The organism is Siccibacter colletis, assembly GCF_000696575.1.
Taxonomy (GTDB): Bacteria; Pseudomonadota; Gammaproteobacteria; order Enterobacterales; family Enterobacteriaceae; genus Siccibacter; species Siccibacter colletis.
Window position 1 is genome coordinate 20,767 of sequence record NZ_JMSQ01000026.1, and the last position, 23,978, is coordinate 44,744.

The window sequence follows — 23,978 nt, forward strand, 5'->3', positions numbered from 1 at the left end:
GGTCTGGTAAAACAGTGGCTTCATAAAAGGAGATCGCAATGACGTTACCGAGTGGACACCCAAAAAGCAGATTGATTAAGAAGTTCACTGCGCTTGGCCCGTATATTCGGGAAGAGCAGTGTGAAGATAACCGATTCTTTTTCGATTGCCTGGCGGTTTGCGTAAACGTAAAGCCAGCGCCGGAGAAGCGTGAGTTCTGGGGCTGGTGGATGGAGCTGGAAGCGCAGGAGAAGCGTTTTACCTATACCTATCATTTTGGTCTGTTCGACAAAGAGGGTATCTGGCAGCCCACCGCGATCAAGGATAAAGAGGTTAACGACAAGCTGGAGCAGACGCTGCGCGGTTTCCACGAACGGCTGCGTGCCCTGCTGGCGACCCTTGAGCTGGACCTGGAGCCTGCCGATGATTTTGCCGAGAAGCCGGTAAAACTCTCCGCCTGACAGGCTATCCCCCGGCGTGTTTAGCGCGCCGCGTGGCGTTCAGAGATAAAAAAGCCCTGCATTGCAGGGCTTTTTTGTTGGGTACCGATTAGAACTGATAGGTCACGCCCACAGCCACGACGTCGTCGTCGTTGATGCCCAGCTGGTTGTCGCTGTCGATCTGGTTGATTTTGTAATCCACCATCGCAGACATGTTTTTGTTGAAGTAGTAAGTCACGCCAACATCGATGTAGTTAACCAGATCTTCGTTGCCCACGCCGCCTTCGATATCTTTGCCTTTAGACAGCACGTAACCCAGGGACGGGCGCAGACCGAAGTCGAACTGGTACTGAATAACAGCTTCGAAGTTCTCTGCTTTATTAGCAAAGCCCAGAGAAGATGAAATTGGGGTCATATTGTTCGATACGCCGTACATAGCAGCCATGTACAGGTCATTCGCATCGTATTTCACGCCGGTTACCCAGGCTTCAGCGTTGTCGCCGCGGCCCAGTGCCATCGTGTTTTGCTCTTCAGTACGATCGGATTTCGCGTAAGCACCGCTGATGGCGAAATCGCTGCCGCCAAAGTCATAAGAGAGTGAAGCACCGAAGCCGTCACCGTTCTGTTTCACGGTTGAACGATCGTCGTTCTTGCCCTGGTATTGCAGGGTCATATCCAGGCCGTCAACCGCGCCGAAGAAATCAGTATTGCGGTAAGTCGCCAGGCCAGTAGAGCGCTTGGTCATAAAGTTATCGGTACGGGTCAGAGAGTCACCGCCGAATTCCGGGAACATATCGGTCCATGCAGCCGTGTCATAAAGCACGCCGAGGTTACGACCGTAGTCGATAGAACCGAACTGCGCCCATTTCAGACCGGCAAAGGCCAGACGGGTTTTCTGCGTGGAATCGCTTTCTGCCTGGTTACCAGAGAACTCTGCTTCCCAGCGACCGAAACCGGTCAGTTCGCTGTTAATCTGGGTTTCGCCTTTGAAACCGAAACGGACGTAGGTGTTATCGCCATCGGAGCCGTCATTGTCGCTGAAATAATGCTGAGCTTTCACTTTGCCGTAAACGTCCAGCTTATTGCCGTTTTTATTATAAACTTCTGCTGCGTGAACCGAAGCGGAAGCGACGACGCTCATTACCACTAATGCCAGAGTGCTCTTTTTCATTTTCAATCCCAGTTGATAGATCGCGCTTAATATTCTCAGGACGTTTGGTCCCGTGAAAAAACATGGAGGGTTTTATCGTTCCGGGATGAAGGTTTTATTACACGATAAGAAAAATTTTAAATAATCGTGTTTATTTGATTCTGTCATTTAAATGTCAACATACACCGCTACGCTTGCTGATCCTGCACAACCTCATTTGCCCTTTTTACAGCGCCTGTTGGCAAGGGCCGCGACTCCTGTTACAACGTTCACTGGTATAACTTTTTCTTTTCGTTGAACGGCAAAAAATCATGAGTGACAGCCAGACGCTGGTCGTAAAACTGGGTACCAGCGTGTTAACCGGGGGTTCCCGCAAACTTAACCGCGCCCATATCGTGGAGCTGGTGCGTCAGTGCGCGCAGCTGCACGCCGCCGGGCACCGCATCGTTATCGTCACCTCCGGGGCGATTGCCGCCGGGCGTGAGCACCTGGGCTACCCGGAACTGCCGGCAACCATCGCCTCCAAGCAGCTGCTGGCCGCAGTAGGGCAGAGCCGCCTGATCCAGCTCTGGGAGCAGCTGTTCTCCATCTATGGCATTCACGTCGGGCAGATGCTGTTGACCCGCGCCGATATGGAAGATCGCGAGCGCTTCCTTAACGCCCGCGATACGCTGCGCGCGCTGCTCGATAACCATATCGTACCGGTCATCAACGAAAACGACGCCGTGGCAACCGCCGAGATTAAAGTCGGCGACAACGATAACCTGTCGGCGCTGGCCGCAATTCTTGCCGGAGCCGACAAACTGCTGCTGCTCACCGACCAGCAGGGGCTGTTCACCGCCGACCCGCGCACCAATCCCCAGGCGGAACTGATCGCCGACGTGCGCGGCATCGACGACGCGCTGCGCGCCATCGCCGGCGACAGCGTGTCCGGATTAGGCACCGGCGGCATGGGCACCAAACTGCAGGCCGCCGACGTCGCCTGCCGCGCCGGGATCGACACCATCATCGCTGCCGGCAGCAAGCCCGGCGTTATCGGCGACGTGATGAACGGTGTGCCGGTCGGCACCCGCTTCCACGCCCAGCAAACGCCGCTGGAGAACCGCAAACGCTGGATCTTCGGCGCACCGCCCGCAGGGGAAATTACCGTTGATGAAGGTGCCAGCGCAGCGATTCTGGAGAAGGGCAGCTCGCTGCTGCCAAAAGGCATTAAAGAGGTCAGCGGTAACTTCTCGCGTGGGGAAGTGATCCGTATTCGCCGCCTCGACGGGCGCGACATCGCCCACGGCGTCAGCCGCTACAACAGCGACGCCCTGCGCCGTATCGCCGGCCAACACTCGCAGGATATCGGCACCGTGCTGGGCTATGAGTATGGTCCGGTCGCCGTTCACCGCGACGACATGATTACCCGCTAAGGAGCTGGCCATGCTTGAACAAATGGGCAACGCGGCAAAAGCCGCCTCGTATCAGCTCGCGCTGCTCTCCAGCCGCGAGAAAAACCGCGTGCTGGAAAAGATCGCTGATTATCTGGAAGCGCAGTCGCAAAGCATTCTGAGCGCTAACCAGCAGGACGTCAGCGAAGCGCGCGATAACGGTCTGAGCGACGCCTTGCTAGACCGGCTGCTGCTCACCCCGGCGCGTCTGAGCGCCATCGCCGCCGACGTGCGTCAGGTCTGCAATCTCGCCGACCCGGTAGGGCAGGTGATCGACGGTGGGCTGCTCGACAGCGGCCTGCGCATCGAACGCCGCCGCGTACCGCTCGGGGTTATCGGCGTGATTTACGAAGCGCGCCCGAACGTCACCGTTGACGTCGCCTCTCTGTGCCTGAAAACCGGCAACGCCGCCATTCTGCGCGGCGGGAAAGAGACCTGGCGCACTAACGCCGCCACGGTGAAGGTCATCCAGCAGGCGTTGGTGGAGTGCGGGCTGCCCGCCGCCGCCGTGCAGGCGATTGAAAGCCCGGACCGCGCGCTGGTGAATGAGATGCTGCGCATGGATAAATACATCGACATGCTGATCCCGCGCGGCGGGGCAGGGCTGCACAAGCTGTGCCGCGAGCAGTCCACCATTCCGGTGATCACCGGCGGGATCGGCGTCTGCCATATTTTCGTCGATGACAGCGCCGAGTTCGCGCCGGCTATCGATATCATCGTCAACGCGAAAACCCAGCGCCCCAGCACCTGCAACACGGTGGAGACGCTGCTGGTGCATCAGGCGGTGGCGGAACGCTTCCTGCCAGCGCTGAGCAACAGGATGGCCGAGCGGGGCGTAACGCTGCATGCCGATGATCAGGCGCTGGCGCTGTTACAGGCAGGCCCGGCGACGGTGGTGGCGGTGAAACCGGAAGAGTATGACGACGAGTTTTTATCGCTGGATCTGAACGTGAAGATCGTCGCCGATCTCGATGGGGCAATCGATCACATTCGCGCCCACGGCACCCAGCATTCGGACGCCATTCTGACCCGCACGCTGCGCAATGCGAATCGCTTTATCAATGAAGTGGATTCGTCAGCGGTGTACGTCAACGCGTCCACTCGCTTTACCGACGGCGCCCAGTTTGGTCTTGGCGCGGAAGTGGCGGTGAGCACTCAGAAGCTGCACGCCCGTGGCCCGATGGGCCTCGAAGCGTTAACGACCTACAAGTGGATCGGTTTCGGCGACGATACAATTCGTGCGTAACTGACCAGTGGGTGATGCAAAAACGGCCGCTTAAACCGAAAGGGCATTGACGCATCACCCACTTTTTCCTACCCTTTTACACCGTTGTTCACGCTCGTGAACACCGTCACAACGCCGATATAGCTCAGTTGGTAGAGCAGCGCATTCGTAATGCGAAGGTCGTAGGTTCGACTCCTATTATCGGCACCATCCCTTAGTTTTCTCAAGTCAACCCACATCAACAAAACCCTTTAAAAACATAGATTTCATGCCCTTAATGGTCGTTTGAGGTCAACCTTTATCTCTTGAAATCAACATGCACTCGGGGGCACAATTAGGGGCATGTTCTGTTCGGTCTAGGAAATATGCCCCCAATGATGCTGAATGCCCGCAAGGTTGAAGCTGCGAAAGGAAAAGAGAAGAGCTATAAGCTGTCTGATGGAGGTGGCCTATACCTTCAGGTTGAACCCAATGGCTCGCGTTACTGGCGTATGAAGTACCGTTTTGCTGGCAAAGAGAAGCGCTTGTCCTTTGGTGTTTATCCAACAGTGTCTCTCGCCGATGCCAGGCAAAAACGTGAAGACGCGAAGAAATTACTGGCGGCTGGTGATGATCCGGGTGAAGTAAAGAAAGCAAAAAAGCAGGCCTTAACCGCTGCGATCGAGATTCTCAATCCATTCAGAGATGTGGCGTTAGAGTGGCATAAGATTAAGTCTCCCAAATGGTCTGAGGGCTACGCTTCGGACATCATCGAGGCATTTGAGAAAGACATCTTCCCGCATATTGGCCATCGTCCTATTGCCGATATCAAGCCTCTTGAGCTGCTTGAAGTTCTTAGACTAATAGAGGCTAGAGGAGCAATGGAAAAAGCGAAGAAAGTTCGTCAGCGATGCGGTGAAGTATTCCGCTATGCCATCGTAACGGGTCGAGCGATCTACAATCCGGCACCAGATCTTGCTAGTGCGATGCAAGGCCATGAAGCAGTTCACTATCCATTCCTCAAGGCCAACGAGCTGCCCGAGTTCTTTACTACCCTTAACGCTTATTCAGGAAGCCCAATTGTATTATTGGGGGCAAAATTACTCATCCTGACAGGTCTCAGAACTGGAGAACTACGAGCAGCAGAATGGCGAGAGGTGGATTTTGATAACGCAGTGTGGGAAATCCCTAAAGAACGCATGAAAATGCGTAGAACTCATATTGTACCGCTTTCAAAACAAGCATTAGTTCATCTCCAACGGTTAAAAGAGCTGACAGGCAACTATCCGCTCATGTTCCCTGGACGCAACGATCCCAGTAAGTTCATGAGTGAAGCCAGTATCAACCAAGTGTTTAAACGTATTGGGTATGCTGGCCGTGTAACAGGGCATGGTTTTAGGCATACGATGAGTACGATTCTGCACGAGAAAGGTTTTAATAGCGCCTGGATTGAAACCCAGCTTGCTCATTTGGACAAAAATTCAATTCGAGGAATTTATAACCATGCTCAATATATTGAAGGGCGTAGGGAAATGATGCAGTGGTATGCGGACTTTATTGGGGAAATGAATCTTAATGACAAATAAAACTTCTCCTTTGAAACTATTTCGCACACATTATCAAGTAGCAGAGGTTGCTAAGATATTGAGTTGTGAAGAGGAAGATATTTTTCATCTGTCTGGGGAGAATGATATTTTATTCTCAGCTTATGTTGGTAGGGAGGGTAACTTTTCAAAGCATCGAGTTAGAAATGTAAGTGAATTTTTAAATCACATTGGTTCCTTAGATAAGGGTGATGAAGGTTATAGTTATATTAGCCAATATAGTCTTATAAAAATATATGAAATTAAAAATGACAAGAATTTAGTCATAGTACGTATCAAAGGTTATTTTAAATACCCACCAAAAATCCAGAAGGACTTTATCTTTTATAGTGGGCAATTTCCTGTATACCCCTCTCTCCTTATACCGGCTGGACAAATATTATCAAATGATGTGAAATTCTTCCAGATGGACTGGAAAAATTCGGATGGCTTCTTTTTAGAGCATGATGGATATCTAGAAAGCGAAGATGTTCGAAAACTTTATAACATAATTAACAATGATTCATCTTCTTCCGATGTATACAAATCGCTTTCAATTGCTCAACAAGAGCGACATGCAGCAAAAAGAAATCAAGTTTTGAGCGTGGCCATTTATCTCTATAAAGAAAACTCTAATGTCAAAAAGGACAACGCTACAGCACTTACAGAGCTTATTTTCACCCGAGCTGAAGAATTTTGGCCTGATAAGAAAGAACCTCCCTTGTCTTTCACAGTAATTAGTAAGTTGATTTCAGGAATTTTCAAAAAACCAATTTTCACAATCTGTTAACATTTTTGTCGAGTAAGTTTTTTTTGCTTACTCGACTTTTTTACACCCAAGCCAGGTGCTTTAATCCTCTCCGTTAACCCGAATCGATGAACTGAGAGGAACTAATCATGGCGCTAACTGATACTCGCCCTAATTCAGACTCACTAATTGATATGAAATATATCACTTCTGATTGTCTGCTCACTGATAAGTGGATTTATAAGCTAATTTCACTTGGTAAATTCCCTAAGCCGATTAAGTTAGGTCGTATGTCTCGTTGGCGAGCGGGTGACTACTACGCATGGCGTGATAGTCATTCAACTGTCAATGATTAAACATTGTTTCTTTTTTCTTAAATAACAAGAAATCTTGAGGTGAATAATGAATGACCTTCATTTAGAGGGTGGGGCTTCACTCGCCCTGAAGTTTACAAAAAGTAGTGCTCTTGCTTATGTTCAAAACTATAAAGTAATTCCGTTTAAAAATTTAAATAGTGACGCCGCATGTATTGCCCGCATTATTGAAATCTTTTCGCTAAACAAATTACGGAATGAGGGAGACAAACTTTTTGCGTTAACTGGTTTGGTCGTTCCTGATACTGGCGCGGAAGCTTCTGAAATTAATATGTTATTAAAGCGCTGCATTCAACTTTGCCACCATGAAGAAGAGGAGCTTGGCTACAGAGAACGTGCAGCAGCTGAAGCAGAAGCGGCAACAAAGCAGGTTTATACAGCTCGCAGTGTTGCCGAGATGAAGAACCGGGGTTCACATCCCGTGAGTCGAGCTGATGCTGAATATCTTTATCAGGCCGCGCAAAGCAGGGTTGAAGAACAACGAGAGCGGGTAAAACTTTTCCGGTCTTTTCCTGGCTTACTTGTCGAGGAAGCAAAGCGAATCGGAAAGGGCGTAGATAGATCGGTGTTGCATTCTTTTCCTGTATCCCAGTACATCCCGGCACAAATTACGGCATCTGACCAGAATCCGGTAATTTCCAGTGCTGCCCGGTTCGTAAGGGATGCCCTTAATGAATTGGTGGAGGCTGTACGTGAAATCATTAAACACTGTACTCCACCTTCTGACATGTACGCTTTAAATAATGGTGGCTTACAAAGGGTAGCCGCTTACAAAGAGTATTACAGGGTGGATAATTCACTGTTACGTGCAGTGGTTACCGCTGAGGATTATGTTGAATATTGCCTCCAAGGCCAAAAACTAACAGAGCGAAAAGAAAAGCTTTTTTCCATCTAATATATTCAGGGTGTATTTATGTTTGCTTTTAAAAATAAAAAGCCAGATGCGGCACGTCTTTATCATGAGAAATTAACAGATAGTCTCAATGCGGGTTTTAATGAAGGACGTCGTTTTTCACTTGGCGGTAATAAGGAAAACATTCTCCGTGCATCTATTCTGGAATCAGGCTGGATGATGGGAAACATCACGCTGCGTGATGTTAATGCTGTTTCGGGTAATGCAATCAATATTGGAGCCAGCGAGCTACATACGGGCCGGGTTGCGGATGGGCGCTTTCGGAAAAAGGTATCAATTAATGGAACAGAGTTTTGGCTTTCAGAAACGGATACCTGTGCCACTATCAGCTATGGCGAATTGTCGGATATTTATAATCTTGGTAACGCAGGTGGTTTTGACGAAGCGCTGGATAACTTTTTTAGTTAGGCATATTCACTGGATATGCTACGTGTTGGCTTTAATGGTTCATCAATTTCTGAAACGACCATTCCGGAATTAAATAAGAAAGGTGAAGACGTCAATATTGGCTGGCATGCGCTCGCAAAAGATTTCATGAAAGGAAGGCAGGTTATTTCTGAACCACTTACCTTAGGTGAAACGGGGAAATGGAAGAATATCGATTTGCTGGCTAATCATCTCATCAATAGTGTTATTGCGGAGCCGTTCCGGGAAGATCCGCGGCTGGTGATAATGGTCGGGGCTGAATTGGCTGCACAACAGCGCCTTCGCCTGTTTAATGCTGCTGACCGCCCGGCAGATATCAGCGCCGCACAAATGGCCGCCAGTTCAGTTGCCGGGCGTTTCGCTTTCATTCCACCTTTCATGCCGGGTAAGCGTCTTGCTGTGACTACACTGAGCAATTTGCATATTTATACGCAGGAGAACACGCGATATTTTCGCGCCGAATTTGACGACGATAATTGTGAATATGTGCATTCCTATTTGCGTAATGAAGGTTATGCGCTGGGCAATCCGGAACTCTACGCCGCTGTTGATGAGAGCGCAATTTCACTCGTTGACTAACTTTACGGCAAATAAAAAGCCCGCTGATTATTTAGCGGGCTTTGAGAACTTACACAGGAAAAAATGAAACCTACAGAGTGGCAGACCCTGTAAGGGCTTTTAAAATGTCAGGATTTTCAGAAATGAACAATACAATGAATTCGGTTATAAATTTCTTGCGTAGCCTTAATCTGGCGGGCTATAGTTCCGTTGTTGCCGCAAAATCGGCAGCCGGGCGTGGAAACCCGTGTAATCTGAAGGCGACACCAGGCGCGCCATGCGTCTTTTTTTGTGTCTTTGTCTTTGCACATCTGTTACTTGCGCAGCGGTTTCTATGCCGTTGTAGCTATCACGTAATGGTGGCTCAGGCGGGGCTGACTTCGGTCAGGCCGGTATCCTTCAGAGCCGGTATTTCCACCCCCGTCTGGGCTACCACCAGTGAGCGTGGAAACTCCGGTGGTGGCGTTAACCGCTATCTGAAGGAGATTGCCATTATGGCTACAGTCCCCGCGTTGTTACACCCCGAATATACCTTTCTGTTTCTTGCCGTGCGTCGTATCGATGGTAAAGCCCTGCCTATGCCGGTTCGTATTACTGCACACACCGAACGTGATGCCCGACTGCAACTAATTACCGATTTTGTCCTCTGCTTTGCTGGTCGTATTCCTTTCAGGACTACCGGGGAGGTAATGGCATGAAAGATAGCTCTGCTGTGCAGTCTGGCTGCACCTTGACTGAAATCGGGGTAAAACGTCTTTTGCGCGTTGCGCTTGCCAGTGAATTCCTTGCCGATGTGCTTTCCTTAAGCAATGTCTCCTGCATGCGTACGGTCTCTTCTGATGGCGCTGCGGCAATATTTGCCTGTCTTGCTGAGCAGCTCGATGGCGTTGTAAAGGAAACCAGCACCATGAAGGAGATCCACAATGATAAGTAACGAACTCATTGTTTCTCCAGGCTTTCGCACTGCATTACTGCGCCGCTATATCGCTGAGGCTTTCATTTCTCTGATGGAGCGCGTTAATGGCGAAGCCGCTTATATCGAAGATGGCGAACGAGTGGCGCTTACGCATGACAAAGTGGCCATGAACATTTTTTATCACATTGAAATGCCGTGGATGGATGAGTTTGGTATCGACGAGGGAAGTTGTCTGGCCACAGAGATACTGGAAAAAATGCTCTCGCCGGGTTTTATAGGCGAAAGACTCCGGCTGTCCGTTGAAGGTGTCACGGAAATGCGTAAAGTTTATCGGGACATTATTTTTGGCGCACCTGACGGGGAATTGCCCCCGGGCTATGAATTCATGCCCTGTGATCAGCGGGAGGTGAGCCAGTGAAGCAAACGTCCGTAACATCGGTAACTTCCGCCGCACGTGGTCACTGGCCTCATATTCTTTCGTCTCTTGGAATCGACATACCGGCAGGTAAACGTCATGGCGCATGTCCAAAATGTGGCGGCAAGGATCGTTTTCGCCTGGATGATAAAGAAGGGCGCGGTACATGGTTTTGTAACCAGTGTGGTAATGGCGATGGGCTGGATCTAGTCAGACTGGTGACCGGCAAAGGCGTGAAAGAGGCATCGGGCATGGTGGCCGGAACACTGTCTCTGGCAGAAGTGAGCCAGCAACCCGTTAAGCCAGCCAGGAATGAAGCTGCACGGCAGGCAAATGGCAGGGCACGTTTTCATCAGCTGATGAAGAAAAGCAGGCAGGGGGAAAGCCGCTACCTGAGCGATCACGGTCTTTATGGCCACGCTTACAGCCTGCTTGAGCAGCCCACGACTGTTGCGGGGACTGTTTTTTCTGACGGTTCACTGCTGCTGCCACTGACTGACAGCGACGGAGGTATCACCGGCGGTCAGCTTATCAGCCCCGAAGGGGATAAAAGTTTGTTACCGGGCAGCCAGCTGAGCGGCAGTTTCATCGCGCTGGCTGACATTCCCGCGACACCGCCTGAGCAGGTCATCATCACAGAGGGTTTCGCCACTGCGCTCACGGTTTCCCTGATTGCATCCGGCTGGATTATTGCCGCCGTGGCGGCGACAAATCTCGTTAAAACCGCTGAAAAAATACGGAAGAAATGGCCGGATACTCGCATTGTGCTGGCCGCTGATAACGATCTGCTGGACGGGAAAGAAAACACTGGGCGTCTGTGGGCGGAAAAGGCCGCAAAAGCGGTTAACGGCTGGGTAACCCTGCCGCCGACCCGTCATAAAGCTGACTGGGATGATTTCCGTCAGGAAAATGGTCTGGAGCGCGCCCGCGAGGCATTCCGGGATGAAATGACCCTGCATGGCCGGGGGCAGACACGGCTGCCGGAGGGATTCCGCCTTACCAAAGAATATCTTTGGTATGACAAGCTGGTTAATAAGTCAGACGGCGACACTGAGATCCGCAATATCAAGATTTCCAGCCCTATTCGTGTCACGGCAATCACCAGTGATGCCGATGGCAGCAATTACGGGCGGTTGCTGGAATGGGAGGACACCAACGGTATTCCACGAAAATGGGCGATGCCGATGGAAATGCTCGGCGGTAGCGGAGAAGAATTGCGCCGCATACTGCTGGTTAACGGGCTTTCCTATATCAATGTTAACGGTGCAGCAAGGGCGCACCTGATGGAATACATCTCACTGTGTAAGCCGGAAAATAAAGTTACCTGTGTGAACAAAACCGGCTGGCATGGCAGCGTGTACGTTTTACAGGATGAGGTTATTGGTCGTGACGCGCGTTCGGTCATCCTTCAGACTTCCAGCGTTCAAGGACGTGATTTCCGGGTGAGTGGCACATCCGAAGAGTGGCGTGAGCAAATTGGGCGCTACTGCACTGGGAACGCCAGGCTGGCTTTCAGCGTCAGCCTAGCGTTTGCCGCGCCACTGTTGCAACTGGTCGGAATGAGTGGGGGCGGTTATCACCTGAAAGGTGAATCGACGGATGGCAAAACCACCACCATGAAAGTGGCGGCTTCTGTCTGTGGCGGTACAGATTTCTGGCATACATGGCGTGCGACGGGTAACGCGCTTGAGGGCACGGCAAGTCGCCGCAATGACGCCACGCTGATGCTCGATGAAATCCGTGAGGTCGACGGACGCGAAGCGGGGAATATTGCTTACATGCTCGCTAATGGCCAGGGCAAGGCCAGAGCCAGAACGGACGGTTCCGTGAGGGAAACGAATCGCTGGAACCTGCTGTTTCTCTCCACCGGCGAATTATCCCTGGTGGAACATGCGGCAAACGCAGGTGAACGGACTTATGCCGGTGTTGAGGTGAGGATGATCCAGATCCCCAGCGATTCCGGTAAATACGGGGTATTTGAAGAACTTCATGGTTTCAACGGTGGCAAGGCGCTGTCAGAGCATCTGGAGCAGGGGGTAGCACAGTACCACGGTGCGCCGTTTCGTGACTGGCTGCGCCATATCACGGCCTCACTTCCGGAGGTCACCAGCCAGGCTAAGGCGATGTTGAAAGAGTTCACGCGCAGGCTGACACCACAGGATGCGGGGAATCAGGTCGGGCGGGCAGTGACCCGCTTTGCCCTGGTGGCGATGGCCGGGGAGCTGGCCACCCGCGCCGGTATCACCGGCTGGGCGGAAGGTGAGGCTTATGCAGCGGCAGAGCGTTGTCTGGCATCGTGGATGGTGGATCGTGGCCATTCAGCCAATCAGGAAGATCGCGCTGCGCTGGAACAGGTGCGCGACTTTATCACGCGTAACCAGTACAGCCGTTTTGCTGACTGGCACGACGACAGGAACCGTCCAGTGGCCATGATGGGCTTTCGCAAAGTGGATACGGGCAGTCAGACCACGGAAACGGTCACGACATTTTATGTCCTGCCGTCAGGCTGGAAGGAAATCTGTAAAGGTTTCAATGCCAGTAAGGTGGCAAAACTCTGCGTCAGTGCAGGCTGGCTTGAGCCGGGAAGGGATGGGCGAACCCAGACAAGCCTTCGCCTGCCAGAAATAGGCCTCAAACGGGTGTACCAGTTTAATACGAATGTACTGGGCGACCCGGAAGAATAGCTTCGCACGAGTCTTATTTTTATAAGGTAACACAGGTAACAGAGGTAACAGTCAGGCACCACAGGGGCTGTGGCTGTTACCAGTTAAAAAACAGGAGTGGTAACAGTGGTAACAAAAACCGGGTGTTACCACACGTTACCTCGACAAAAAATGCAAAGGTAACGGCATTTATCCTTATAAATCAATGTTGTTTCCAGTGTTACCGCTGTTACACGCTCTCAGGTAAAAAGACTTATCCTGTCAGCCCTTTTCTGGCAGGCAATTAATAAAGGAATCTGCATGCGCATAATGAAAATGACCTGCCCTGAATGTCTTGCCGACGCGACGATCCGTAAGACCAATCGTAAACATCCACAGCTGGCGGATGTTTACTGTAGTTGTACCAACGTTGAATGCGGCCATACCTTTGTGATGTGCGTATCCTTTTCCCATACCATCAGCCCCAGTGCTCTAAAAGGGCAGGGAAGGGTAAAAGAACTGATTGATGCCCTGCCGGAACAGGATCGTGATAAGGCGCTGGAACTTCTGCTTCAGGCAAAAAAACGGGCTTAACGGCACCAGACCGGGAGGCGAAACGCATGCCCGGCACTGCTGATATGTGATGAAATTTTTTCAGTGTACTATGTTGATAACTAACTGATTTTAATCACATTATTATTTTTGTGTTCAACGTTATCTTTAACGAATAGGGACATAAAATTAAAAATCCCTTCTGAAACAATAATCTAAATAAAATTACGCCACTCCTGGAAGTGCAGAAACTGAAAAAAAGTGAAATTCGTTTCAATCTTTTCAGTCCGGTTTTGATGCCAGAGAGCCAGCACTGCCGCGGGCTGGCTTCCTTGTATGTAGAAAAACAAAACTGAAAAAATTTACTGCCATGAAAGTGGCAGGCGGGTGCGGTGTAGTGCGATTTTCGTCATTAATGTTTTAAGTGATGATGTATTTTTAGCTTTCTGGATAGTAAGAGAACTTTTAGATAGGTGAGGTAATGGTTGCTTAACCGTCTTGCCACGCACATGCTTGCCATATTTATCTTTACTTGAGATGATAAGTTCTATCATCCAACATAAACCTCTCTGCTTTTGCTGTGCTCCATTTCATGTATTTGTTATGGATTCTATGTAGCGCCATGATTTTTTTTGGAAAACCATTTTAATTTTAGGAGTCTTTATGCGCTTTTCGGAATATTTCAAACTTAATCGTTCTCAAGCTTATCTGGATTTCGTCGATATACCACTGGATACCGATATACCAGTTTTTCTAGATCCTGGTGCTATTAAATCCCTAGACTCGAATTGGGGACAAGAACTAACATCTCACTTGCAGAGTTTCTTTGAGAGGGTTTTAAAACTAATCAAGGTTGGCAAAAATGCAGAAGCGCAAAATTTGTTAGCCTCGTTGAATGAGAGAAATGAATTTCATTTAGGTTACTCCTCTGAAAAATCTCGTGGACATGGTTTTGGTGCTGGTTCAGCTCATTCAGTTTGGAATGCTCTAACTCAAAGTAAGGCTGTCACTACTGGTTTGCTAAAAGATCTTGAAGATACAGCGCTATTAATACCAGGAATCGGTACTGACATGATTTCTGATGCAGTAAGCAATATTTTAAGAGGGCCATTAATAAAATACACACAAGAAATATGTGAATATTATGGTATAGAGTTAACTCCTAATATAGACTCTGGGCCAATATGGGATCCACATAAAGGTGCGTGGTACAGTGAATTTGTATCATTACCAATGACTACTTATGGGAAAGTAATATTAGTTCCTAAGCTATTAGTTAGACATAGGTTATGTTTGCAATATGACGAATTTTATAATCATTATTTATTGCCAGAAATGCAAGATGAACATTTAAGAAATAACTCTTCTTTGGTAGAGGTTTTAAAAAATGGCACAAGGCGAGTAACTAAAAAAAGTTTAAAAAATAAATATGGACGTGATAAGCCTTCTGTAATTAATCAAACTTTACAAAGGCCTGATGTATTTGAAGATTATAAACAACATAAAGAAAAAAACCCATCCGCACCATTATCGCACGAAGTTTTCAATGAGTTAGAAGAAATCAAAGACAAAGTTGATATTTATCCGATTCTTAAAAAATTAAAATCAATAAAAACAGGTGCAAAACAAGCTGGGGAGTACGAAGATCTTATTGAAGAGATATTTTCTCTAATATTCTATCCCTCATTATGTTATCCGACGAAGCAGCATAAAATTCATGAAGGAAGAAAGAGGATAGATATTACTTATAATAATGAGGCGAAATATGGTTTCTTTAACTGGCTTTCGCAACATTACACATGCCCTAGAATTTATGTTGAGTGTAAAAATTATACTTCAGAAATTGCTAATCCTGAGTTAGATCAGTTATCTGGTCGATTCTCAAGGAATAGGGGAAATATAGGTATTCTCGTATGTAGGAAGATTGAGGATAAAAAATTATTTAGACAGCGTTGTCTTGATACTGCAAATGATGGCAGAGGTTTCATACTGTCAATAGACGATGAAGATCTTGAAAAAATGTGTGATGAGTATATGAACGGTGGAAATCAAAACTTCCATACCTTAAGAGATTTGTGGGATTTTTTGATTGACTAACACGTAAAAGAACAGAGTTGCATATACAGTTATGGAGGGGGCATTTTTGGGGGCACCCCTTCCTTTATTTTTTTGTTAACCTAGTAAATTCAATACATTGTGGTTTTGTTTTGTTCCTATTATCGGCACCATCACAATAAAAATTTATAAATAATAGATTTAATACCTCATTTCTTCTCACAGTTGCGCATCTTATAGAAGAACCCTGTATTTGCATCTTCCACAATGAATCTATCGCCGAAGGTTGGACGGCGAATGAAAGTCACGTCACCTTTTTCAGCTTTTTGTTTCAATCCATCATCAATGCTTTCCAGATCTGGAGAATACAACTGATCACCATTGGGCATTTGGACGATGAAGTTGCTTTCATTATCAAGAACTGTTGCGGCTTTCGATAGAATTTTGGTAGCGGTGTCTATGCTAGAAATACGAATGTCACAAATGTATTTTCCAGGACCCTGATCTTCTTCTGCGATTACAGGTAAGGAGAATAACGAAAGCGCGATGATGAGTGTTTTTTTCATTAGGAATACTCAGGAATGTTAACAACAGTAAGATTTTACCGGGAGAGTGCATTATAGCAAAGAGCAAATCAGCAATGAGTGGCAGTTGTTGGAATAATTTGTCTTTGGCTTACTTTTCATTATACGAGGTGTCAAACGTGCGAGAGAATGGGCAGGATTGTGAGCGTGTCACCAATGTAAAAAGATAGATGCTGTTTTCAGCTACTTCACGCCTTTTAACTCTTGTTTATCGGGGGCTCATTGTGATTTTTCCTGTATGAGCCGTCAATGGCAGCAGCGTCAGTACACATGGAAAGGTTGTCTTCATTCTCAAACAGCCTTATAAACTGAAGTTGAAAGGATTGAAGTGAACAAGCTTGCTCACAGTTAAGGTTTTGATACTTTTTTGAGTATTGGCCAGGACATCACCACTGATAAATGAATCCAGGGAAAGACTGAAGATTTCCTTTTTAATATCGCTAAAAACATTGTAAATACATAGTGCTCCTTGCCCATCTGCTTTTTTGAATTTTTAACTTCTTTTCTCCTTCATCATCCTTTAGTGACTCATAATATTGGCACATTAGATAATAGTTCCTGCATTCATAGTATTCCTGCTCGTAATGGCCTCAGCCCATTTTATTGGGATTTGCTCCCACAATGCACGACTGCGCGCTTTCACTAATGGGGATGGGTGTGCTGATTTATGTATGTTTAAACTTGCTGATTTAAGAAATTTTTCAGCTTTTTGTGCCTGGTTTCCTACCAGAATTAGTGTCTTTGCTTTTGGCAATAAAGGCAGTAATTCCTCGAACAAATGAATTCCTTCTTTTACATCCAGGCCCTTAAAGACTCTTGAACCATTCCATGCAGGGATAGTATTCCAGATTAGTGACCGAGATCGCGTTAAACCGATATTGTCCATGAATTCGAAAGTAGCCTTGGCTGTTTCGTCGTTATTATCGCGTGAGATAAATCCGGAACCACCATTTCTTGAATCAGTTTTAGGACCGGGTTTCTCAAAAAGAAAAATGAACTCAGCATTGATCCCTCCATCAAGAGGATCGAAATCAGGAACAAAGACGCTGTCTCCAAGCCTGTCCCGCAAACGTTCAGCATATGCAGTTAATGGTAAAATATGAGGGGCCGTTAGTAATCCCCTCCTGATATGTATGTTTGATGCATATTTCAATGATTTTGGTTCTGTTGGTACTACCGATTCATCAAGCATAATTTTACCCGTGAATGTCCCGTTCCGTTTATGATTGAGTTTAGAACCTGTATCAGAAAATAGCCTCTTTCTTCCTTATAAATGTGTCTGATTTTCTGCATTGAATAACTGACCTCACCCGGTTGAGTGGATGAATAAGTGACATTCTCAAAGCCATCCAGTCACAGACTAAAGTTGGTATCAGGATAAACTACGGTGATAGGTAATTTTACCCCTCCCGAGTACCAGACCCATTCCATTAATCTATCCTAGCCTCCTCCATTGACCCACAACAAAACCCGTCCCTCATCCCCTCCCTATAATCAGCGCCTCTTACCTCTCACTGGTGGCAATCCATGGCATATCAACTCACGCTCGACTGGCCTGAATTTCTGGAAAAATACTGGCAAAAACAGCCGGTGGTACTGAAAAACGCGTTTCCTGATTTCGTCGACCCCATTACCCCTGATGAGCTGGCCGGGCTGGCGATGGAGCCGGAAGTGGACAGCCGCCTCGTCAGCCATCACAACGGCGAGTGGCAGGCCAGCAACGGCCCGTTCGAACATTTTGATGGCCTGGGTGATACCGGCTGGTCGCTGCTGGCGCAGGCGGTAAACCACTGGCACGCGCCGTCGGCGGAGCTGGTGCGTCCGTTCCGCGCCTTGCCGGACTGGCGGCTCGACGACCTGATGATCTCCTTCTCGGTGCCGGGCGGTGGCGTGGGGCCGCACATTGACCAGTACGACGTGTTCATTATTCAGGGCATGGGCAGTCGCCGCTGGCGTGTCGGAGATAAGCTGCCGATGCGTCAGTTCTGCCCGCATCCGGCGCTGCTGCACGTCGATCCGTTTACGCCCATCATTGATGAAGATCTGGAACCGGGCGACATCCTTTATATACCGCCAGGGTTCCCGCACGACGGCTTTACCCACGAAACCGCACTCAACTACTCGGTGGGGTTCCGCGGCCCCAACGGACGCGATCTGATCAGCAGCTTCGCGGACTACGCGCTGGAAAACGATCTGGGCGGCGAGCACTACAGCGATCCGGATCTCACTCTGCGCGATCATCCGGGACGGGTCGAAGCGTATGAAATGGATCGCCTGCGCGAGATGATGACGACGATGCTGAAGCAGCCGGAGGATTTCCGCGCGTGGTTTGGTCGCTTCATTACCACGCCGCGTCACGAGCTGGATATCGCCCCGGCAGAGCCGCCGTATCAGCCGCAGGAGATTCAGGAGGCGCTGCAGGACGGCGAGCGGCTGATGCGTCTGAACGGTCTGCGGGTGTTGAACATTAACGGCAGCGTATTCATCAACAGCGAACCTTTTGACGCTGCCGACAGCAGTGGCGCAGATGCGCTGAGCCGTTATACCGCTATCGGCAAAAACGAGCTGGGTGACGCGCTCAACAACCCGTCGTTTATGAGCCAGTTAACCGGGCTGGTGAATCAGGGATACTGGTTCTTCGACGAGTAAACTCCCGTCCTTTACGCGGCTTGCGTTACGCGAGCCGCGGTCATCGCGTTCCGTTCGTTTCAGCCACCAAATCCATATCCCTTTCATATTATTCCGTCACAATTTCTCATATTTACTAATCTTTTACAGGCATGCTCATGACTGGCGCACGCCTGGCTGGTCGCCGCTAATTTTGGATGACTTCAGGAGACGGAAATGCACATCCACTACCCCGCTGGACGCTCGGCGCTTGCCGTGACGCTGTATGAGCTCTTCAATCCAATTCCCCTCGGCTTCTTTGTCGCCGCCTGGATCTTCGACATTCTCTATATCAAAACCTACGAGCTGATGTGGACCCACGCCGCGAGCTGGCTTATCGCCATCGGCCTGATTATCGCCATCATCCCGCGCCTCATTAACCTGGTGCAGGTGTGGGTCGGGCAGCGCTACCCGCAGACCTCGGCGATTAAAGTGCATTTCTGGCTCAACCTTGTGGCGATCCTGCTGGCCATCATTAATGCTTTTGTTCACAGCCGCGACGCCTGGGCCGTAGTACCGACCGGGGCAATCCTCTCCACGCTGGTAGTGATCCTGCTGCTGCTTGGCAATGTCCAGTTCGCGTTACGTCAACGCATCGCTTAAGGAGAAGCCCGATGAAAACTTATCAACGTGCATTGCTTGCTGCCGCACTGGCGGCCGTGCTGAGTGGCTGCGACGATGGCGCGACCCTCGATCCGCAAAAGCAGATGGGGCCGAACCCGGAGCTGCCGGACTCGCAAAACTTCCTGCTGCCGCCGATGCAGGTGCCTGAAGGCGTCGCCTGGAAAGAGGGCGAGATGCCGACGGTGGCCGAGGGGCTGAAGATTGAGAAAATCGCCGATGGCCTGATGCACCCGCGCCAGGTGTACGTCCTGCCTAATAACGATGTGCTGGTGGCCGAGTCTAACGGCGGGCCGAAACCGGTTACGCGACCCAAACAGTTGATCATGGGCGTGGTGCAGAAGGCCTCTGGCAAAGGCGGGCCGGGCGGTAACCGCATCACGCTGCTGCGCAACGTCAACGGCACGTGGGAAAAGCACACCTTTATCGAAAATCTCAATGCTCCGTTTGGTATCCAGCTCACCGGCAATACGCTGTGGGTAGCGAATGCCGACAGCCTGATGAAATTCCCTTATGAAGAGGGGCAAACGACAATCAGCGCGCCGGGGGAAGTGGTCACTGAATTGCCGGGCGGGCCGATCAATCACCACTGGACCAAAGCGCTGCTGGCCAGTCCGGACGGCAGCAAGCTCTACGTCGGCGTGGGGTCCAACAGTAACGTTGGTGAAAACGGCATCGGTGCGGAGTACCGCCGCGCCGCCGTGCTGGAAGTGGACGCTGCCAGCGGTGCCAGCCGCATCTTTGCCAGCGGGCTGCGCAACCCCACCGGGCTGCAGTGGGAACCGCAGAGTGGCAAACTCTGGGCTATTGTTAACGAACGCGACGAGATTGGTTCAGACCTGGTGCCGGACTACATGACCTCGGTGCAGGAGAACGGTTTTTACGGCTGGCCCTACAGCTATTTTGGTCAGCACGTGGATGAGCGCGCGAAGCCGCCACGCCCGGATCTGGTCGAGAAGGCCATCAAACCGGATTACGCCATCAGCTCGCACGTTGCACCGCTGGGGCTGCTGTTCTATACCGCGACCAACATGCCGCAGTATCAGGGCGGGGCGTTCGTCAGCGAACACGGCAGCTGGAACCGCTCGCCGCTCAATGGCTACCAGGTGATGTGGGTGAAGTTTGAAAACGGCCAGCCGGTTGGACTGCCGCAGCCGGTAGTGACGGGCTTTTTGACTGACGATCAGAAGCAGGTACGCGGTCTGCCGGTAGGGCTGGCGATGGACCAGCAGGGCGGGGTACTGATTGCTGATGATGCCGGGAATACTATCTGGCGGATTAGCGCGGCGCAGTAAGTGTTATCGCTCAGCGCCCGACGGTGCCAGTTGGCCGTCGGGCGCTGACGTTTTTATCGCGCCAGCAAGGCGCGAGCCTGGCGTTACGACTTTGCGTGTCCGCATGGCGGACCGATGACTGCATACAATTCTGATATACACGGGGCATAACGGCAGGAAAAGCCGGGCGCCGTCGGGCTGGCAATAAAAAGGGTGACGATGGGATCGCGCAGCGTTTTTTTCGATCTGCTTTCCAGTTTTTCTGCAACGTTCATTCTTCAGCCACTTTTCTCCCGAGTCGCTTCGTATTTATTTCCTTGCTGGCTGGTCTCTGTCCCCGTTTCTCTATACTGTGTTTTTATCCAGTAAACATCCCCTGGATAAGCGAAACCCGGCGATGCAGATACACGGCCGGGCCTCTGACCATCACGTGGGAGCAACGCTATGGCTATAGAAGATGTTAACACAGGGCAAAACCCGGCCATCACCCGCGCCCCGCCGGAATTGCGTAGCGCTTCGAAATATCTGAACGCCGTTGGTGGAAAATACGACCCGGGTTCTGGTTTTTCAAAACAGGCTATTCTGGGGATCGCCGTGACGAAAGAAATGGACTTTATTGAACTGGCTGCGCTGTCTGAAATGCTGGTGTGCGAACTTATCGAATGCAGTAACCCGGTGGCGCGTCTGGCGCTGCTCGGCAAACTTAGCGCCACCCTTGAGCGGCTGCACGCCGTGCTGCTGGCACCGGTTCCTGCGCATCGTCTTGAGCAACTGAGCACCACGTCGCTGCCGAAGGAAGAACCCTTCTGCATCGGTAGCGATGCCCTGATGCTGACCAATTACTGCCAGCATCTGGTACGGGTGCTGTTAACCGGCATACTACCGCCGGTGGATCAGCAGGGGCTGACGGGGCTGACGTTCGATCTGCTGCATCATCTGGGGGAGGTGTTGCGCACGCCATCCTTCACGCGCACCGCAGAAGGCTATCGCGATCGCGGGGGCGGAATTGTGGAACCAGGGATCTGAACGGTAGCCAGGCGGACGCACCGCTGCTGCGGCACGTCATCAGGCACATTAGCGGTTTTTCGCCGGGTCCAGCCAGGGGTAATAGATATGGTCGGCATGATCTTCTGCCGGGAAGCTGTCACCCAGCAGGCGACTGGCGACGGTAAAGGCGAAGTCAAACACCCGTCCCAGACCCTTGCCGCTGATCAGGTTGCCGTCCTCAACCACGCTCTGGTCGACGTATTGCCCGTCGGTAACGTTCTGCCACAGGTCACCTGAGCAGACGTAGCGTCGTCCTTTCAGCAGCCCGTTGCCGCCCAGCACCCGTGCGGCGGCGGAGCAGATTGGGCAGATCAGCTTACCCAGCTCGTCGTGGCGGCGCACAAAAGCAATTACCTCCGGGCTTTGCGCCAGGTACACGCTGCCGTCCGGGCCACCGGGCAGCACCACGGCGTCATAGGTATTATCGAACGCTTCCTTCAGCGTGGTATCGGCTACCAGCGGAATGGCGTGATAGCTCTCAACCGCGCGGGTCGCTACGCAGGAGAGCGTCTCAACATTGATGTTAAGCCGACGCAAAATATCGATGGTGACGATGGCTTCACCCTCTTCGAAGCCCGGTGCCAGCAGTACTGCAACGCGTTTCATCATGTGCTCCTCAGGAAATGGTAAACAAACGGAAACAAACCTGAGGCAAGAGTAACGGCAACCTGCTGGCGCGTGTCGTTAAGAGGGTCACATAAAATGAAATGCTGGTTCATTTTAAGGTAAGGCATGGTTCAGGGCCCGCCCCACACAGTAGAGGGCTACGCTTTCATCCCGAGCCGTTTTGCGAGGCGGTGTAAATTGGCGACGTCCATGCCCAGCGCCCGGGCGCTTGCGGCCCAGTTGTGCTGATGCGCGGCCAGCGCAGCGGCAATCTGACTGCGCTGGAAATCCTCCGTGGCTTCGCGCAGCGGTTTTACCGCTGCCGTGCCGGGCGGTGCAGTAACGGCGGCGGCAGATGCTGGCGGCTGGTCAGCAAAGCTGAAATGCTCCGGTGTGAGCACCACGTCATCCCCGGCCACGGCCGCGCGGGCCAGTACTACGGCGCGGTAGATGGCATGTTCCAGCTCGCGCACGTTGCCCGGCCACGGGTAAGCAAGCAGCGCGGCTCGCGCGGGAGGGCTGAGCACCACGCGCGACAGCCCGAGACGCAGCCGGCTCTGTTCACAGAAGTAGCCGGCCAGCAGGATCACGTCGTCGCCGCGTTCGCGCAGCGGCGGCACCGAGAGCGGGAAAACGCTGAGGCGGTGGAACAGATCGGCGCGAAAACGCCCGGCGAGCACCTCCTCTCGCAGGTCGCGGTTGGTGGCGGCCAGCACCCGCACGTCAACGCGGATGCTGCGGTCGTCGCCAACGCGCTGAATATCGCCGTACTGCAATACGCGCAGCAGCTTGGCCTGCAACGCCAGCGACAGCTCGCCGATCTCATCGAGGAACAGCGTCCCGTTGTCGGCCATCTCGAATTTGCCGCTGCGGTTGCTGATGGCACCGGTAAAGGCGCCCTTAACGTGGCCGAACAGTTCGCTCTCCGCCACGCTCTCCGGCAGGGCCGCACAGTTGAGATACACCAGCGGATTCACCGCGCGCGGGGAGCCTTCATGAAGTGCTTTTGCCACCAGCTCTTTACCGGTGCCGGTTTCGCCGTCGATCAGCACGTTGAGGTCGGAGGCGGCAACAATGTCGATCTCCTTTTTCAGCTGCGTCATGCCGGGCGACAGGCCAATCATCTGTGAACCGGGCTGAGGTTCAAATGCACCGGGCGCACGCGGCAGCAGATTCTGGCTCTCCAGCTTTTCGATCAGCAGCGCGTTATTCAGTGCGCCGGCAGTCAGGGCGGCAATCAGCCGCAGCGCCTCGTCGCTGAAGGCGTCAAACTGATCGGGTGACATGCCGTCCAACGTCAGGGCACCAATCAGGTTTTGCCCGGCGAACAGCGGCAGGCCGACGCAGGCATGAACGTGAAGACTTTCATGGCCGGGGATCAGCCCATCGTAGGGATCGGGCAGATCGCTGTCCGCCGGGAAGCGCACCACGTCCCCGGCGCGGGCGATGGCCTCCAGCCGCGGATGGCCCTCCAGCTTAAAGCGGCGGCCCAGCACGTCCTGCGCCAGGCCATCGATCGCCAGCGGAATAAATTGCCGCGCCTCGTAACGCAGCAGGGCGGAGGCGTCGCAACCCAGCACCTGGCGCAGCGTGGCGATCAGCCGCTGGAAGCGATCCTGATGGCCAATACCGCTTTGCAGTTCGAGCGCGATCGTAGCCAGGGCATTCACTGAGAAACGCATAGTCACCTCATAGTCAATTTGACAATTTATGATGTCATATTGACACTGTTATTCATAGTCATTTAGACAATGTGGAAAAAGCATTTGCAATAAATTCATAAATAAATCA

Annotated in this window: 23 protein-coding genes, 1 tRNA gene and 1 pseudogene; 19 read left to right on the top strand and 6 right to left on the bottom strand. The window is 51.2% G+C overall.

Features of this window, described 5'->3' with window-relative positions; translation table 11 throughout:
* Positions 1-38 precede the first annotated feature (38 nt).
* Positions 39-440 (top strand): sigma factor-binding protein Crl, encoded by a 402-nt coding sequence (gene crl, locus ET34_RS0117225; protein ID WP_031524131.1) that lies wholly within the window; start codon positions 39-41, stop codon positions 438-440.
* A gap of 88 nt (positions 441-528) precedes the next feature.
* On the opposite strand, the gene phoE is transcribed toward crl, so the two are convergent.
* Positions 529-1,590: a phosphoporin PhoE gene (gene phoE / locus ET34_RS0117230; RefSeq protein WP_031524132.1), complete on the bottom strand. Its 1,062-nt coding sequence runs from the start codon at positions 1,588-1,590 to the stop codon at positions 529-531.
* Positions 1,591-1,880: 290 nt separating this feature from the next.
* Between phoE and proB the strand changes: the two genes are divergently transcribed.
* The 13 genes and pseudogenes from proB (at position 1,881) to ET34_RS21105 (ending at position 13,375) form a co-directional block, all read left to right on the top strand.
* Positions 1,881-2,984: a glutamate 5-kinase gene (gene proB, locus ET34_RS0117235; protein WP_031524133.1), complete on the top strand. Its 1,104-nt coding sequence runs from the start codon at positions 1,881-1,883 to the stop codon at positions 2,982-2,984.
* 10 nt (positions 2,985-2,994) lie between these two features.
* Positions 2,995-4,248 (top strand): glutamate-5-semialdehyde dehydrogenase, encoded by a 1,254-nt coding sequence (gene proA / locus ET34_RS0117240; protein ID WP_031524134.1) that lies wholly within the window; start codon positions 2,995-2,997, stop codon positions 4,246-4,248.
* Between the two features lie 113 nt (positions 4,249-4,361).
* A tRNA-Thr gene (locus ET34_RS0117245) sits at positions 4,362-4,437 on the top strand.
* A gap of 164 nt (positions 4,438-4,601) precedes the next feature.
* A complete protein-coding gene (locus tag ET34_RS0117250) occupies positions 4,602-5,792 on the top strand; it encodes a tyrosine-type recombinase/integrase (protein WP_031524135.1) in 1,191 nt (396 codons plus the stop codon).
* Positions 5,782-6,579 (top strand): hypothetical protein, encoded by a 798-nt coding sequence (locus tag ET34_RS0117255; RefSeq protein WP_031524137.1) that lies wholly within the window; start codon positions 5,782-5,784, stop codon positions 6,577-6,579. The genes ET34_RS0117250 and ET34_RS0117255 overlap by 11 nt, the downstream gene beginning before the upstream one ends.
* Before the next feature lie 107 nt (positions 6,580-6,686).
* Entirely contained in the window at positions 6,687-6,893 is a 207-nt protein-coding gene (locus ET34_RS22095) for a helix-turn-helix transcriptional regulator (protein ID WP_072002059.1), read from the top strand.
* 46 nt (positions 6,894-6,939) lie between these two features.
* Entirely contained in the window at positions 6,940-7,806 is an 867-nt protein-coding gene (locus tag ET34_RS0117260; protein ID WP_051640568.1) for a hypothetical protein, read from the top strand.
* 18 nt (positions 7,807-7,824) lie between these two features.
* Positions 7,825-8,829 (top strand): annotated as a pseudogene (locus ET34_RS21100) (P2 family phage major capsid protein).
* A 122-nt stretch (positions 8,830-8,951) separates the two neighbouring features.
* On the top strand, positions 8,952-9,506 hold the full coding sequence (locus ET34_RS0117270; RefSeq protein WP_031524141.1) for a host cell division inhibitor Icd-like protein: 555 nt from the start codon (positions 8,952-8,954) through the stop codon (positions 9,504-9,506).
* A complete protein-coding gene (locus ET34_RS0117275; RefSeq protein ID WP_031524143.1) occupies positions 9,503-9,742 on the top strand; it encodes a hypothetical protein in 240 nt (79 codons plus the stop codon). Before ET34_RS0117270 ends, ET34_RS0117275 begins: the two co-directional genes overlap by 4 nt.
* Positions 9,732-10,142 carry a hypothetical protein gene (locus ET34_RS0117280; RefSeq protein ID WP_031524145.1) on the top strand — a complete coding sequence of 137 codons (411 nt, stop codon included), beginning with the start codon at positions 9,732-9,734 and terminating at the stop codon, positions 10,140-10,142. The genes ET34_RS0117275 and ET34_RS0117280 overlap by 11 nt, the downstream gene beginning before the upstream one ends.
* Positions 10,139-12,823: a DUF927 domain-containing protein gene (locus tag ET34_RS0117285; protein ID WP_031524147.1), complete on the top strand. Its 2,685-nt coding sequence runs from the start codon at positions 10,139-10,141 to the stop codon at positions 12,821-12,823. The genes ET34_RS0117280 and ET34_RS0117285 overlap by 4 nt, the downstream gene beginning before the upstream one ends.
* Before the next feature lie 279 nt (positions 12,824-13,102).
* A complete protein-coding gene (locus tag ET34_RS21105; RefSeq protein ID WP_031524149.1) occupies positions 13,103-13,375 on the top strand; it encodes an Ogr/Delta-like zinc finger protein in 273 nt (90 codons plus the stop codon).
* A gap of 320 nt (positions 13,376-13,695) precedes the next feature.
* Here the strand turns inward: ET34_RS21105 and ET34_RS23020 are convergent, their stop codons facing one another.
* The gene (locus ET34_RS23020; protein WP_152548413.1) at positions 13,696-13,887 is read right to left on the bottom strand and encodes a hypothetical protein; all 192 of its coding nucleotides are present in this window, start codon (positions 13,885-13,887) and stop codon (positions 13,696-13,698) included.
* 109 nt (positions 13,888-13,996) lie between these two features.
* On the opposite strand from ET34_RS23020, the gene ET34_RS22105 reads away from it, so the two are divergent.
* Positions 13,997-15,430 carry a hypothetical protein gene (locus ET34_RS22105; RefSeq protein ID WP_072002060.1) on the top strand — a complete coding sequence of 478 codons (1,434 nt, stop codon included), beginning with the start codon at positions 13,997-13,999 and terminating at the stop codon, positions 15,428-15,430.
* 167 nt (positions 15,431-15,597) lie between these two features.
* On the opposite strand, the gene ET34_RS0117295 is transcribed toward ET34_RS22105, so the two are convergent.
* The gene (locus ET34_RS0117295; protein ID WP_031524151.1) at positions 15,598-15,954 is read right to left on the bottom strand and encodes a hypothetical protein; all 357 of its coding nucleotides are present in this window, start codon (positions 15,952-15,954) and stop codon (positions 15,598-15,600) included.
* Positions 15,955-16,516: 562 nt separating this feature from the next.
* Positions 16,517-17,164, bottom strand: coding sequence for a uracil-DNA glycosylase (locus ET34_RS22115; protein WP_081826952.1), 648 nt, complete (start codon positions 17,162-17,164; stop codon positions 16,517-16,519).
* A 335-nt stretch (positions 17,165-17,499) separates the two neighbouring features.
* Here ET34_RS22115 and ET34_RS0117300 point away from each other — a divergent pair, with 335 nt between their 5' ends.
* From ET34_RS0117300 to ET34_RS0117315, 4 genes are all read left to right on the top strand, one after another.
* Entirely contained in the window at positions 17,500-18,621 is a 1,122-nt protein-coding gene (locus tag ET34_RS0117300; protein ID WP_031524152.1) for a ribosomal protein uL16 3-hydroxylase, read from the top strand.
* A 195-nt stretch (positions 18,622-18,816) separates the two neighbouring features.
* Positions 18,817-19,242 (top strand): DUF2231 domain-containing protein, encoded by a 426-nt coding sequence (locus ET34_RS0117305; RefSeq protein WP_031524154.1) that lies wholly within the window; start codon positions 18,817-18,819, stop codon positions 19,240-19,242.
* Positions 19,243-19,253: 11 nt separating this feature from the next.
* Complete coding sequence (locus tag ET34_RS0117310; protein WP_031524156.1) at positions 19,254-20,555, top strand: PQQ-dependent sugar dehydrogenase; 1,302 nt, start codon at positions 19,254-19,256, stop codon at positions 20,553-20,555.
* A 423-nt stretch (positions 20,556-20,978) separates the two neighbouring features.
* Positions 20,979-21,560 carry a hypothetical protein gene (locus ET34_RS0117315; protein WP_236633895.1) on the top strand — a complete coding sequence of 194 codons (582 nt, stop codon included), beginning with the start codon at positions 20,979-20,981 and terminating at the stop codon, positions 21,558-21,560.
* Positions 21,561-21,608: 48 nt separating this feature from the next.
* Here ET34_RS0117315 and ET34_RS0117320 read toward each other — a convergent pair whose 3' ends face one another.
* Positions 21,609-22,187: a DJ-1/PfpI family protein gene (locus tag ET34_RS0117320; protein WP_031524159.1), complete on the bottom strand. Its 579-nt coding sequence runs from the start codon at positions 22,185-22,187 to the stop codon at positions 21,609-21,611.
* 158 nt (positions 22,188-22,345) lie between these two features.
* Complete coding sequence (gene norR, locus ET34_RS0117325) at positions 22,346-23,869, bottom strand: nitric oxide reductase transcriptional regulator NorR (protein ID WP_031524161.1); 1,524 nt, start codon at positions 23,867-23,869, stop codon at positions 22,346-22,348.
* Positions 23,870-23,978: the final 109 nt, after the last annotated feature.

Excerpts from the sequence above, each read along its gene's own strand:
- crl (WP_031524131.1), top strand. The coding sequence starts at position 39 with ATGACGTTACCGAGTGGACACCCAAAAAGCAGATTGATTAAGAAGTTC.
- ET34_RS0117320 (WP_031524159.1), bottom strand. The coding sequence starts at position 22,187 with ATGAAACGCGTTGCAGTACTGCTGGCACCGGGCTTCGAAGAGGGTGAA.
- ET34_RS0117255 (WP_031524137.1), top strand. The coding sequence starts at position 5,782 with ATGACAAATAAAACTTCTCCTTTGAAACTATTTCGCACACATTATCAA.
- ET34_RS0117270 (WP_031524141.1), top strand. The coding sequence starts at position 8,952 with ATGAACAATACAATGAATTCGGTTATAAATTTCTTGCGTAGCCTTAAT.
- ET34_RS0117310 (WP_031524156.1), top strand. The coding sequence starts at position 19,254 with ATGAAAACTTATCAACGTGCATTGCTTGCTGCCGCACTGGCGGCCGTG.
- ET34_RS0117305 (WP_031524154.1), top strand. The coding sequence starts at position 18,817 with ATGCACATCCACTACCCCGCTGGACGCTCGGCGCTTGCCGTGACGCTG.
- ET34_RS0117260 (WP_051640568.1), top strand. The coding sequence starts at position 6,940 with ATGAATGACCTTCATTTAGAGGGTGGGGCTTCACTCGCCCTGAAGTTT.
- ET34_RS22105 (WP_072002060.1), top strand. The coding sequence starts at position 13,997 with ATGCGCTTTTCGGAATATTTCAAACTTAATCGTTCTCAAGCTTATCTG.
- ET34_RS22095 (WP_072002059.1), top strand. The coding sequence starts at position 6,687 with ATGGCGCTAACTGATACTCGCCCTAATTCAGACTCACTAATTGATATG.
- ET34_RS22115 (WP_081826952.1), bottom strand. The coding sequence starts at position 17,164 with ATGCTTGATGAATCGGTAGTACCAACAGAACCAAAATCATTGAAATAT.
- ET34_RS0117295 (WP_031524151.1), bottom strand. The coding sequence starts at position 15,954 with ATGAAAAAAACACTCATCATCGCGCTTTCGTTATTCTCCTTACCTGTA.
- phoE (WP_031524132.1), bottom strand. The coding sequence starts at position 1,590 with ATGAAAAAGAGCACTCTGGCATTAGTGGTAATGAGCGTCGTCGCTTCC.
- proB (WP_031524133.1), top strand. The coding sequence starts at position 1,881 with ATGAGTGACAGCCAGACGCTGGTCGTAAAACTGGGTACCAGCGTGTTA.
- proA (WP_031524134.1), top strand. The coding sequence starts at position 2,995 with ATGCTTGAACAAATGGGCAACGCGGCAAAAGCCGCCTCGTATCAGCTC.
- ET34_RS0117250 (WP_031524135.1), top strand. The coding sequence starts at position 4,602 with ATGATGCTGAATGCCCGCAAGGTTGAAGCTGCGAAAGGAAAAGAGAAG.
- norR (WP_031524161.1), bottom strand. The coding sequence starts at position 23,869 with ATGCGTTTCTCAGTGAATGCCCTGGCTACGATCGCGCTCGAACTGCAA.
- ET34_RS0117300 (WP_031524152.1), top strand. The coding sequence starts at position 17,500 with ATGGCATATCAACTCACGCTCGACTGGCCTGAATTTCTGGAAAAATAC.
- ET34_RS0117315 (WP_236633895.1), top strand. The coding sequence starts at position 20,979 with ATGGCTATAGAAGATGTTAACACAGGGCAAAACCCGGCCATCACCCGC.
- ET34_RS0117275 (WP_031524143.1), top strand. The coding sequence starts at position 9,503 with ATGAAAGATAGCTCTGCTGTGCAGTCTGGCTGCACCTTGACTGAAATC.
- ET34_RS23020 (WP_152548413.1), bottom strand. The coding sequence starts at position 13,887 with ATGATAGAACTTATCATCTCAAGTAAAGATAAATATGGCAAGCATGTG.
- ET34_RS0117280 (WP_031524145.1), top strand. The coding sequence starts at position 9,732 with ATGATAAGTAACGAACTCATTGTTTCTCCAGGCTTTCGCACTGCATTA.
- ET34_RS21105 (WP_031524149.1), top strand. The coding sequence starts at position 13,103 with ATGCGCATAATGAAAATGACCTGCCCTGAATGTCTTGCCGACGCGACG.